Source organism: Sphingobium sp. BS19 (assembly GCF_027925545.1).
GTDB lineage: Bacteria > Pseudomonadota > Alphaproteobacteria > Sphingomonadales > Sphingomonadaceae > Sphingobium.
This window is the reverse complement of record NZ_BSEF01000048.1, coordinates 1-9,672: the sequence shown is the minus strand read 5'-3', so window position 1 is coordinate 9,672 and position 9,672 is coordinate 1. Positions and strand designations below refer to the sequence as shown.

Below are 9,672 nucleotides of genomic sequence, written 5' to 3'. Positions count from 1 at the left end.
CGCGTCGAGTCAATGCAACGTTCGCCTCTGTGAGACCCGATACAGCACGACCAGGCTCCGGTCCGGCCAGTGCGGACAGATCCATGAAACCCTCAAGGGATCAACACCGCCTAGCTCTGCAATTACAGATCCTGACCCTAGCACTACTTTGGCAGATTATGATCGACGGGGTTGGTAAGAGGCTTGTCACAGTGTGGGCATCGTCGGGTCGGAGGTCGCGCAAAGAGATTGAGAATGGCCTGTCTGATGGCTGGCATGCTCGGTTGAGGCGGCGGTCCCCCGACTCTTTTTTTTCCGTCCCGCTGCCTTTAGGCGGCGGGACTGGAGGAAGAGGTAGGCTATCATCGTCATCAAGGCATGTCGGTGTAATCCGATCCAGGATCTACCCTCGAAGTGGTCGAGACCGAGTTCTTCCTTGAGCTGCTGATGCGCTTGTTCGCACATCCACCTCGCCTTGATCGCGGCCGCGAGCATTTTGAGCGTGGCATCGGCCGGCAAGTTCGACACGTAATATTTCTGTTCGCCGGTCGATCTCCGCTCACCGACAAGCCAGACCTCATCACCCGGCATGCATTGCATGCGGTTGTCGAGCATACGGTGCTTATGACCTTCCGCGATGCGGACCCGGCGAGCCGCAAAGAGGCAGGTCAGCCGGCCTTTGGTGCCGCGCCGCCAGCTGATCTTCCGCCATCTCTGGCCGGACAGCATCGCTTCAGCGGACACCGGGGGCCGGTCGGGCATGTGGTACTGGCGGCGCCTGCCGGACTTGGCGATGGGGAAGACCAGCCCAACATCGGCCGGGTAGACGTTCTGGCGGCGCGAAAGCCCGACCGCCCACAGCAGGCCGCGCTCACTCAATGCCTGGCGGAAAGGGCCGCTTGATCCATATCCCGCGTCGGCAAGCACGCAGCCGAACCGCGCTCCGGAGGCAATAACGCGATCGATCTCCTCGATCGCGATCTCGGGCTTCGTCAGAGCCTGCTGTCGATCCAGCGGGACTCGCGCTCGCGTCATGCGCTCGGCATCATCCGTCCAGCTCGCGGGCAGGAAGAGCCGCAGACCCACCATCACCGGGACCTCGCGCGAAGCCAGCGTCACCGACACCAGCGACTGGCAGTTCGACGTTTTGCCGAGTGACGAGGCATATTGTGGCGCGACACCAACCGAGTGTTGCCCCTTCTTCGGCAACGCCGTGTCGTCGATGACCAGATATCCTGCTTGGTCTCCTACCAGGCGGTCCGCCTCCTTTAAGAGGACGGCCTCGAGTGGCGTACTATCCCACACCCCGTCGGCGATGAAATGGTGCATTTGGTCATAACCAAACTCACCACCACGAGCCGCCATCGGCTGCACACTCTTGCGGTCACCGGGGCCGATCAGACCTGCAATATAGGCCGGACACACCTGCGCCCGGGTCTTGTGCCGCAATGCCGCCAAAAATGGTGCCAGCCAAACCTCCAGATCGATCCGCCAATCCTCTGCCATCGCCAGCCTCCATAAAAGCTGGCTCTTCATGAATCAGGGAAATCACTTCTTGGGAATCCCAAAAATCACATCTCTGCCAAAGTAGTGCTAGGTCAACACTACAACGAAAGGGGATTTTCTCCCCTGTCACCGGTGCCTATCAGCCATCTGCCCATCGCGTCGGCGGAATTGAGGATTTGCATGAGTGATACCCAGGTCATTGCCAGTGATGTGCCCGCGCATGTTCCCCGCGAACTGGTGTGTGAGGACTACCCGTTCATCATGGGCGGGAAGACATCGCAAAATCCTTTCAATTCCATGGTTCCTGCTCTCCACGATGGCCCGGACCTGATCTATTCAACCAATTTCTATCCGGGCTTCCAGCCCGCATGGATCCCGCGGCGCTTCAAGACGCTGCAGGCCCTGTACATGGACACCGAGCATTTTTCGAGTGAAGCCTTCTCTCCTTTCCCGATGCTGATCGGCGAAAATTGGAGTCTTTTACCGGTCGAGATCGATCCGCCGGCGCATTCGATGTACCGGACTCTGCTCAACCCGCTTTTTACGCCTGCCCGGATGCGCGCGCTGGAAGACAGGGTGCGAGAGGCGGCGCGGGACTCGATCGCGAAATTCAAGGACGGCGACGAATGCGAGTTTATGGGCGCATTTGCGCTGCGGTTTCCCATTATCGTGTTCCTCGATCTGATGGGGCTGCCGCGCGAGCGGATGGAGCAATTCCTCGAATGGGAGTTCATGCTGCTCCACAGTCTGGACATTGAAGACGTAGCCAGGGGCACGCGACTGTCCGTCGATTATCTGCGGGAAGTGATAGAGGATCGCCGGAAAAATCCCGGCGACGATCTGGTCAGCTTCGCCGTGACTGCAACGGTCGAAGGCCGCAAACTCAATGATGACGAACTGATCGGGCTGTGTTTCAACCTCTTCATTGGCGGACTCGACACCGTTTCGACCAACATCGCCTGGCAGATCCGCCATCTCGCCGAGCATCCGGAAGACCAGCGCCGCCTGCGCGCCGATCCTTCCCTGATCCCCGCTGCGGTTGAGGAAATGTACCGCCGCTATGCCGCGGTGACGACATTCCGCACCTGTATCAAACAAACGAGCCTTCACGGTGTCACCATCATGCCGGGGGACAAGATCGCCATGCCCACGACATTAGCCAACACCGATCCGGCCGCTTGGGATCGCCCCTTTAACGTCGATTTCGACCGGACGCCTCGCCATATTACGTTCGCCTACGGGGTCCATCGCTGTATTGGCGCGCCGCTGGCGCGGCGTGAATCGGTCATGGCGATCGAAGAACTGTTCGCGGCAATCCCAGAGTTTCGTATCGCCGAGGGGGAAGAGCTGATCACCGAGTTGGGGCCGATCCTGCAGCCCAAAAACCTGCCGCTCGTCTGGGGCGAGCGGAATTCGCGTCGCGCGGTTTCTGCCGCCAAGCCGCAGCTCGCCGAAGTGTCACAGTCTGGCGAGAAACGTGTCGGCTCGTCCATCGACGATGTGAGGACTTTTCTTTCAGCCAAATTGGGCACGATGGAGCCGTTCAACAAGGTGATCGCCATGCATCTCGATGACCACCAGATATTGCTCGACGGAACGGTGACACCGCCTAAACTCGTTGACCTGACGGAATGCGATATTGATGTAACTGTCCGTGCCCGTCTCAAGGACTTTATCGCGATCCTTAACAAGGAAATGAACCCGCAGCTTGCCATGGTGAAAGGCAAGATCAAGGTCAGGGGCGACATCATGTCGGTCATGGCGCTGACAAAACTTCTTTGAAGTTCATGCGCCGGCCATTTTAGCTGCACGTCGATCACTAATCCAAACCGCGGCGAAAACCGTCACAATAGGGGGCTGCATGCCAGAGATTGTCTTTATCACGACGGCCGGCGACGAAGTACGAGTGGGCGTCCCGGTTGGTATGTCCCTGATGCGCGGGGCGATTGAATCGGGGATCGACGAAATACGGGCGGAATGCGGTGGCGTAGCTTCCTGCGGCACCTGCAAGATCATCCTTGATGAAGCCAATCAGGGCAAGATTGCGCCAGCAAGCGCTATTGAGGGATCAATGCTGGAAGACGATCCTTCAGGCTATCGTCTGTCCTGTCAGATCGTCGTCGATGCGGCGATGGACGGCCTCGTAGTCCGCGTCGCACCTGCCGAATATTAGCCCGGGAACGCGACTCCGGTGCTGACCAGCCTGCCGGGATGGCATCGGACCGCCTCCCACCAAGCCAGAGCATCCCCGCGTCAATATATCGCCAGGAGAGAAGCCAATGTCACAATTTGCCTATGTCGTACTCAGCAATCCCGTCGCCGGCCGCGAAGACGAATATAACGACTGGTACAGCAACCGACATCTGGCCGATGTTACCGCCGTCCCTGGCTTCGTCGCCGCGCAGCGTTTCCGTTTGATGGATGACGCGGCGGAGGGCGCACCGCGTCAGCGCTATATGGCCATCTACACAATGGAAACCGACGATCCCGGCGCTGCGGTCGAGCAGTTGACCGCGCTCGTTCAGTCCGGAAAGATGGAAATGAGCGAGGCATTCTCCATGGAGGACATGGCCATACACATGTACAAGGCGATCACGCCAAGTGTCGCCGCCGCAGCGAAGGGCGCATGAAATGAGCAAGGGCGAATTTGCGGGACTGGTCGTTGTAGTGACCGGAGCGGCCTCCGGCCTCGGCCGTGCGGCAAGCGTCCGCTTTGCGGCGGAGGGCGCGAGATTGTGTCTGGTCGACCTCAACAATGACGGCCTGATTGAGACAACGCGGCGCATTGCCGAAGCGGGCGGCGAAAGCGTTGTCTATGCGGGTGATCTGGGTGATGCGGCAAATTGCGCAAAGGCCGTGGCGACCGCGATCGAGACTTTCGGGCGTATGGACGTTCTGTGCAATGTGGCCGGCATCTTGCGGTTCCATGCCCTCGCCGACGTCACGGCCGATGTCTGGGCCCGGCTGTTCTCGGCCAACGTCACTGCGCCCTTCTTCATGATTCAGGCGGCGATGCCCCATCTCATCGAAACCAAGGGCAATATCGTCAACGTCGTTTCGACGGCCGCGTTCCTGGGGCAGGCCTATACCGCGCCCTATGCAGCCACGAAGGCAGCGCTGCTCAGCCTGACCAAATCCCTCGCAATGGAATTTATGCACGCACCGGTGCGTATCAACGCGTTGGCGCCCGGCGGCATGCTGACCGAGATGGTCCAGACGCTGCAATTTCCCGCGGATGCTGATCAGAGTCTGATCGCACGCTATATCGGTATACGACCACCTTCCCAGCCCGAAGACATTGTCGAACCGTTGATGTTCCTAGCTTCCGACCGGGCACGGTCTGTGCATGGAGCCTGCTATTGTGCTGACAACGGAATCACGGCGGGCTGAGGCCACCTGTAAAGTCGCGCGCAGCAGAGCGTCCATGTCCAGAATGGCGGTTGGCTTCCTATCCATAGAATCCATCAAACCGCCATGCCCGCGCGTCGACCATCCTTGATCGCCTCGTCGGTGGCAAACACGCTCCAGCGCGCCTCGCGCGCGTCCCCGATGATGCGGACATCCGTCCCGCTTCCCACCAGTGCATGGAAGAGGCTTTCCTGCGGCGGCTTGGACGTGATGAGGATGGTGTTGTCGATGCCTTCGAGGATCGTCTCCGCGCCGGTGAAATAGTCGCGCAGGCGGACATTTGCAGGATCGATCTCGGCGATCTCGGTCGAGGGGAGAAATCGAACCTTGGGAATGACGCGGCGCGCAATAAGCTTGTTGAGACCCAACTCCGTCACCGACATGGCCATCGCCGAATCCATCGTCACGAAGGTGACGTCCTTGCCCTGGTTGGCAAGATATTCGGCGATGCCCGGACCGACCTCATACGCCGTATTGTCGTAGACGACGATGCGTTTGCCCAGCTTGGCATGTTCAAGGAGCACTTCTTCGGGCGTGAAGACATGATCGAGATGAGCGCCGGGCACGCCTGGAAGTTGATTCTTGCTGGAACCTGTCTTGGAATATCGCGCACCCGTCGCAATCAGGATCGTGTCGGGCTTGAGCGCCGCAATATTGTCCGCTGTCGCCGCGGTGTTCAACTGGATAGCGACGCCAAGCTTGTCGAGCTGGAGCTTGAGCCAGCGGATGATGTCCGCTCGGTCGGAAAGGCCGGGCAGCATGGCCTGAAGCGTCACATGGCCACCAAGCTGATCCGATTTCTCAAGGAGCGTGACCTTATGGCCCCGCTTAGCTGCGACCATCGCCGCCTGCATGCCGGCAGGCCCGGCGCCAGCGATCACGACATGCTTTGCAACGGCGGCGGGCGGCACATCGCCTTCATGCTCGAAGCCGATGTCGGGGTTGACGGTACAGCCGACGGGCTGACCGTAGCAGGAGCGCAGGAAGCATCCCTCCAGATCGCCGATACACGCGCGGATCTCGGCCGTCCGGTCATCGCGGCATTTGTTCGGCCAGTCCGGGTTGGCAATCACGGAACGGGCGACGAACACCATATCGCATCGACTATCGGCAATCGCCTGATCCGCAAAGGCCGGTGTCAAAATGCGTCCGCCGCTGATGACGGGCAGCTTGACCGCCTTCTTCACCGCCGCGGCCGCGTCGAGATGCGTCCCTTCCTTCACCATATAGGAGGAAGGATAGTGATATTGCGTCATTTGCGGTTTCTGGCCGCGCGCGGTGATGCGCAGCCAGTCGACCATGCCGGTGGCTTCGAGGACCTTGCACTGTGCGATGCCGTCGTCGATGCCCCTGGAGCCGAGCGTGGACTCATCGGCATTCACGGCAATGCCGATCGCGAAGTCTGGCCGGACACGCTGACGGATGGCCCCGAGAATCTCAGTAATGGCCCGCATCCGGTTTTCCAGACTACCGCCATATTTGTCGGTCCGCTGGTTGTAGAATTCGGACGTGAAGGACTGCAGGCCCGCGCCTCCGCTGATGGGAAATTCAAAACCATCCGCGCCGGCTTCCTGTGCATGGGCGGCGGCCACGGCATGGGCCTCGATCAGCGCCTCGACCTCGATCGTGGTCATCGAACGTGGCTGTGTGTCCGACAGGACGGTATGCGGGGCTATGCCCGATGCCTGCGCCTGATCGACGTCGGCCATCATCCATACGCCTTGCACGGCGATCTTGGCACCATGCTTGTGCGCGGCATCGACGATGCGGCGGATCGCAGGAATGTGCTCTGGATTATAGGCTTCGATGAACCAGCCGGGCGGCACCAGCGGCGCAGGCACGACCTGGCAACTCGCGATCACCATCAGGCCCGCGCCGCCTTTGGCCCGCGCCTCGAAATAGCCGACCTGCCGATCGGTGCCGATGCCGAGGCCGACCATGCCGTGCGGCGACATGAAGACACGGTTCTTGATCTCCATCGCGCCAATCTTCAGGGGGCTGAACATGTGGGTATATTTGCTCATCGCATTCCTCTCCCGGCCGCCAGCCTGTTGCTGTTGCAGCCCGTGTTTCTGATCATTTGTCGTCGGTGAAATGAACCACGAAGGCGGTATCGGCGGCCGCATGCCGCATGGGGATCGCCTTTTGGTACGCATCGGAGCGATACCAGCGCATGGCCGTGTCATTGTCGGGAAACTTCATGATCACAACGCTGCTGCCTGGCGGCGTGCCCTCCAGTGGCTCGATCCCTTCGCCGACGGTAACCTCGAACGCCATGCCGTCGAGCGACACGAAGCCCTGAGCCGAATATTCTGCATATTTGTCGAGATCATGCTTCTGCATGACGCTCAATATGTAGGATGCCATAGCTGCTCTCCCATCCTGTTTCAGTTGGCGCTCATCTGCGCCATCACGTCGGCGTAGAACGGCACATGGTGGACGATGCCGCCGTCGGCGCTGAACACCTGGCCGGTGACAAAGCTGGCCGCATCGGATGCAAGGAACAGCACCGGCCCTGCAATGTCTCCGGGCACGCTCTGCCGCGGCAGCAGCACATGGCGCTGGATGAAATCGATTTCACCGTCGGACATCATCTCTCGGGCGCCCTTGCTCAGGACAAGGCCCGGCAGGATGGCATTGCAGCGGATATTTTGATGGCCGAAATGGGTTGCGACATTCCGGGTCATTGTGTGCAGCGCGGCCTTTGACGACGCATAGGCCGGATGGAACAAATCACCTAGGAGCGCAGTACCAGACCCTGTGTTGATAATGGATCCGCCGCCGCCCGCGATCATGTGGGGCGCGACATGTTTGATCATCAACATCGGTCCGCGCGTGTTGACAGCAAAGGTCCGGTCCCAGACCTCGGCTTTCATGTCCAGGAAGGATTTGTCCTGGGCCATGAAGTCGGGGCGTGTATCAGCCGCATTATTGTGCAGAATGTCGATGCGACCATAATGCGCGATCGTGGCGGCCACGACCGCCTCGATACTGGCTTCTTCGGCAAGGTCGAGCTTATGCGCCATGGCCGTTCCGCCCGACTTGACGATGTCGTCGGCGACGGCTTGCGCGCCTTCCACATTGAGGTCAGCCAGGACCACGGTCGCCCCCGCTGCGGCAAACGCGCGCGCGCACGCCTCGCCAATATTTGCGGCCGAACCGGTCACGATCGCAACGCGGCCTTTCAAGTCTCCAAAAAGCATTTCAGTCCTCTTCCAGTTTGTCACCGCTTTTAGGCAGTTCTATCTAGTGCGCGCGGGTTCAGTCGACGCTCAGATTTACGTGCGTGGGAAAACGCTCGGTTGGTAGCCCGCCATAGATGATCACTTCCTCCGGTTCGGTAAGGCGCAAGTTGGGGAAACCGAGTATGAGACGCCCGACGATTGCGCGAACCACCATGCGCGCCAGGCTGTTGCCAGGACACAGATGCGGTCCGAACCCGAAGGTCAGAATGTCGCGCGGATCGCGGGTTATGTCGAACCGGGCCGGATCTGGATATTTGTCCGGATCATAGTTTGCAGCTCCAAGCGACATGTGCGCGACCATGCCTGGGTAAATGGGCGTTCCGTCGATGACATGCTCCTTGATGACGAAGCGATGGCGGAAATTGCCGAGGCAGTCGATCCGCATGCACTCTTCGATCGCCTTGTTGAGCAGCGAAGGGTCGGCGCGCAGCAGGGCAAGTTGGTCGGGATGGCGCAACAGGCGCAAAACGGCATTGCTCGATGTTGCGGTCACCGTCCCAAGGCCGGCTGTGAAGAGTTGGACTAGCGTTGAAAACAGTTCCTCTACCGAAATCGTGCCTTTTTCGTCATGCGCGGCGATCACCGTGCCCACCAGATCGTCCTTGGGGGCAAGGCGACGCTCTTCGATCAACCGACCACAGAAATCATAGGCGGCATCGAACGCTTCTATATACGCCGGCGGTTTTGGAGCGCCCGGCGGGACGGTCGGCACCAGTTCAAGCGCGTTCGACAGGTTGATGAAAATCGGCCAGATGTCGGGTTCGAACTCGAACACGCCGCCGAGCAGTATCTGATACATCAGTGGTCCGGCGAACTCGGCCACCATGTCGAACTGCTTTTTCGCCGCCATGGCCTGCGCAAGCTTGTCGATCATTCCCTCGATCAACTGCTGCAGTCTGCCGACCCGGCTCGGCGCAAAGCCCGGCTGCATCAGCCGGCGTATCCTCGCGTGTTCCGGCGGATCATAATCGACGACGAGCGGTAGCCCGTTGAAATAATCGAACAGGTCGGTGCCCCAGCCCTTGTGCGGCACAGCGCTGATAATATCATGCGTCCTGAGCGCCCATTGCACCTGCGCATGGCGACAGATCACGACATGGGTATGACCCTGGACATCGACGTAAAAAGGCGGCTGCTTTGCCCACTCAGTGAAATAGGGCGCGGGATTGGCTTTCAGCGCCTGGCCGAACAGGTCGATTGCGATGAACTTGCCTTGGTCGAGCGGCGGAATTGCTGGTTTCGCAGCTAGCATCACTTCAGACATGAGCTATCCTTTTGGCACGCCATGACGCGCCTAACTGTTTGAGATCGATATGAACTCATGTCGCTTGGCCGCAGCCAGACGTCACGATTAGGTGCCAGATTGGGCGGGTTTGTCAGCATCCGCCAAGTGCGCGGATTGTGTTTAGCCCGTCTTATTCACCGTGCTTAGTTAGAAGGGTTGGCGGGAGTGGCCTAAGCAGTTGCTTTATAGTAGGAAAATGGGTGTCGAAGCCAATCCTGCAACGAGGCAAAAAATGCCACAAGCCACACC

At 59.6% G+C, this 9,672-nt stretch carries 9 protein-coding genes; 4 read left to right on the top strand and 5 right to left on the bottom strand.

Features of this window, described 5'->3' with window-relative positions:
* Positions 1 to 186 precede the first annotated feature (186 nt).
* The gene (locus tag QMG56_RS22635; protein ID WP_281825106.1) at positions 187 to 1,485 is read right to left on the bottom strand and encodes an IS701 family transposase; all 1,299 of its coding nucleotides are present in this window, start codon (positions 1,483 to 1,485) and stop codon (positions 187 to 189) included.
* A 180-nt stretch (positions 1,486 to 1,665) separates the two neighbouring features.
* Here QMG56_RS22635 and QMG56_RS22630 point away from each other — a divergent pair, with 180 nt between their 5' ends.
* The 4 genes from QMG56_RS22630 to QMG56_RS22615 all read left to right on the top strand — a co-directional run bounded on the left by QMG56_RS22630 (position 1,666) and on the right by QMG56_RS22615 (position 4,875).
* Entirely contained in the window at positions 1,666 to 3,267 is a 1,602-nt protein-coding gene (locus tag QMG56_RS22630; protein WP_281825104.1) for a cytochrome P450, read from the top strand.
* Positions 3,268 to 3,346: 79 nt separating this feature from the next.
* Entirely contained in the window at positions 3,347 to 3,658 is a 312-nt protein-coding gene (locus tag QMG56_RS22625; protein ID WP_281825103.1) for a 2Fe-2S iron-sulfur cluster-binding protein, read from the top strand.
* A 106-nt stretch (positions 3,659 to 3,764) separates the two neighbouring features.
* Complete coding sequence (locus QMG56_RS22620; RefSeq protein WP_281825102.1) at positions 3,765 to 4,115, top strand: DUF4286 family protein; 351 nt, start codon at positions 3,765 to 3,767, stop codon at positions 4,113 to 4,115.
* Between the two features lies 1 nt (position 4,116).
* Entirely contained in the window at positions 4,117 to 4,875 is a 759-nt protein-coding gene (locus tag QMG56_RS22615; RefSeq protein WP_281825101.1) for an SDR family NAD(P)-dependent oxidoreductase, read from the top strand.
* A gap of 74 nt (positions 4,876 to 4,949) precedes the next feature.
* On the opposite strand, the gene QMG56_RS22610 is transcribed toward QMG56_RS22615, so the two are convergent.
* The 4 genes from QMG56_RS22610 to QMG56_RS22595 are packed head-to-tail and all read right to left on the bottom strand — an operon-like array spanning position 4,950 to position 9,402.
* Positions 4,950 to 6,917, bottom strand: a complete 1,968-nt coding sequence (locus QMG56_RS22610; protein ID WP_281825098.1) for an FAD-dependent oxidoreductase — start codon at positions 6,915 to 6,917, stop codon at positions 4,950 to 4,952.
* A 52-nt stretch (positions 6,918 to 6,969) separates the two neighbouring features.
* On the bottom strand, positions 6,970 to 7,260 hold the full coding sequence (locus tag QMG56_RS22605) for a DUF1330 domain-containing protein (protein ID WP_281825096.1): 291 nt from the start codon (positions 7,258 to 7,260) through the stop codon (positions 6,970 to 6,972).
* A gap of 20 nt (positions 7,261 to 7,280) precedes the next feature.
* Positions 7,281 to 8,096: an SDR family NAD(P)-dependent oxidoreductase gene (locus QMG56_RS22600; RefSeq protein WP_281825095.1), complete on the bottom strand. Its 816-nt coding sequence runs from the start codon at positions 8,094 to 8,096 to the stop codon at positions 7,281 to 7,283.
* A 58-nt stretch (positions 8,097 to 8,154) separates the two neighbouring features.
* Complete coding sequence (locus tag QMG56_RS22595) at positions 8,155 to 9,402, bottom strand: cytochrome P450 (RefSeq protein ID WP_281825094.1); 1,248 nt, start codon at positions 9,400 to 9,402, stop codon at positions 8,155 to 8,157.
* Positions 9,403 to 9,672: the final 270 nt, after the last annotated feature.

What these genes read in the sequence shown, in the direction of transcription:
- QMG56_RS22615 (WP_281825101.1), top strand. Translation starts at nt 4,117, where the DNA reads ATGAGCAAGGGCGAATTTGCGGGACTGGTCGTTGTAGTGACCGGAGCG.
- QMG56_RS22625 (WP_281825103.1), top strand. Translation starts at nt 3,347, where the DNA reads ATGCCAGAGATTGTCTTTATCACGACGGCCGGCGACGAAGTACGAGTG.
- QMG56_RS22620 (WP_281825102.1), top strand. Translation starts at nt 3,765, where the DNA reads ATGTCACAATTTGCCTATGTCGTACTCAGCAATCCCGTCGCCGGCCGC.
- QMG56_RS22635 (WP_281825106.1), bottom strand. Translation starts at nt 1,485, where the DNA reads ATGGCAGAGGATTGGCGGATCGATCTGGAGGTTTGGCTGGCACCATTT.
- QMG56_RS22605 (WP_281825096.1), bottom strand. Translation starts at nt 7,260, where the DNA reads ATGGCATCCTACATATTGAGCGTCATGCAGAAGCATGATCTCGACAAA.
- QMG56_RS22610 (WP_281825098.1), bottom strand. Translation starts at nt 6,917, where the DNA reads ATGAGCAAATATACCCACATGTTCAGCCCCCTGAAGATTGGCGCGATG.
- QMG56_RS22600 (WP_281825095.1), bottom strand. Translation starts at nt 8,096, where the DNA reads ATGCTTTTTGGAGACTTGAAAGGCCGCGTTGCGATCGTGACCGGTTCG.
- QMG56_RS22595 (WP_281825094.1), bottom strand. Translation starts at nt 9,402, where the DNA reads ATGTCTGAAGTGATGCTAGCTGCGAAACCAGCAATTCCGCCGCTCGAC.
- QMG56_RS22630 (WP_281825104.1), top strand. Translation starts at nt 1,666, where the DNA reads ATGAGTGATACCCAGGTCATTGCCAGTGATGTGCCCGCGCATGTTCCC.